The sequence below is a fragment of the Collinsella sp. LCP19S3_A7 genome (assembly GCF_052121995.1).
GTDB lineage: Bacteria > Actinomycetota > Coriobacteriia > Coriobacteriales > Coriobacteriaceae > Collinsella.
Window position 1 is genome coordinate 1 of the sequence record NZ_JBQKDE010000043.1, and the last position, 1,217, is coordinate 1,217.

Here is a 1,217-nt window from a genome sequence, read left to right on the forward strand (position 1 = left end):
GCTGCAGGCGGTGCGCCTCGCCTACGAGGCGACCGGCCGCATCGACGAGGCGTCGGTCGCCGTCAGCGCGGCGCGCGCCGCCACGGGGACCGTCACCTACGACGAGCCCGTGGACCTCGGCGTCTACGACGGCTTCATGGGGGTGGCGTAGATGGCCAGGGCCGCATGCCCCGACAGGCGCCTGCTCGAGTCCTCGCTGAGGGGCAAGGCGCGCTCGATGCTGTTCTCGAACAGCGTCGTCGACGAGTTCTGCGAGGAGGCAACGCTCCCCGAGATGAGGGCGGTCGAGGGCCTGCTGGCCAGGCAGATGGAGGTCAGGGCCGCCAACCAGCTGGAGAGGAGGATGCGCAGGGCGAGGTTCCCCGCGGCCAAGTCGCTCGACGGCTACGACTTCTCCCAGGTCTCGTTCCCCGACGGCTACGGGGAGGCCGACCTCAGGTCGCTCGCCTTCATCGACGCGTGCCAGGACTTCGTCTTCCACGGGAAGACGGGCAGGGGCAAGACCCACCTCGCCATCGCGGTCGGCGCCGCCGCCGTCAGGGCCGGCAAGTCCGTGAGGTTCTTCACCGTCGCGCAGCTCGTGATGCACCTGGCCGACGCGCGCGACCGCGGCAGGCTGCGCAGGGAGCTCGACGACCTGCTGTCGGCGGACCTGCTGGTACTCGACGAGCTCGGCTACGTGCCGCTCGACGTCGAGGGGGCGAGGCTGCTGTTCCAGGTCATGTCGGCCCCCGAGGGCACCCAGAGCCTCATAGTCACCACCAACATAGAGTTCAGCAGGTGGGGCACGGTGTTCGGCGACGACAAGATGGCCGCGGCCGTCGTGGACAGGCTCGTCTACACGGGCAGGCTGGTGGAGTTCAACGGCGCCAGCTACAGGATGGAAAACGCGCTGATGCTCGGGAAGGGTGAGGCCGAATGAGGTACGCCGCGGAGGACTGCCCGGTGAACAGGATGAAGGACCGCGACGCCGGCGCCTGGGACGCGCAGGCGCTCTGCGGGCTCTTCCAGTGCCCGGGCTGCGGGCTGACGCCGGACCACCCGCTGATGACGGGCGAGCGGGGCGGGATGGAGGAGGTGCCCCCGGAGGACTGGGAGATACCGTTCTAGGCAGCGGGCGGGCCGGCCGCGACGGCGCCGGCCCGCCCGGAGGCGGTCAGCATGAGGGTGTCGAAATTCGACAGACGTATTTGTCGATTTTTACTTGACGGAACACA

General features: G+C 69.4%; 2 protein-coding genes. Both read left to right on the forward strand.

Annotated features, from left to right (window positions below; genetic code table 11):
• The first annotated feature begins 151 nt into the window (after positions 1–151).
• Complete coding sequence (gene istB, locus ACTQV3_RS09230; RefSeq protein WP_082421956.1) at positions 152–922, forward strand: IS21-like element helper ATPase IstB; 771 nt, start codon at positions 152–154, stop codon at positions 920–922.
• Entirely contained in the window at positions 919–1,110 is a 192-nt protein-coding gene (locus ACTQV3_RS09235) for a hypothetical protein (RefSeq protein WP_055287498.1), read from the forward strand. The genes istB and ACTQV3_RS09235 overlap by 4 nt, the downstream gene beginning before the upstream one ends.
• Positions 1,111–1,217 lie beyond the last annotated feature (107 nt).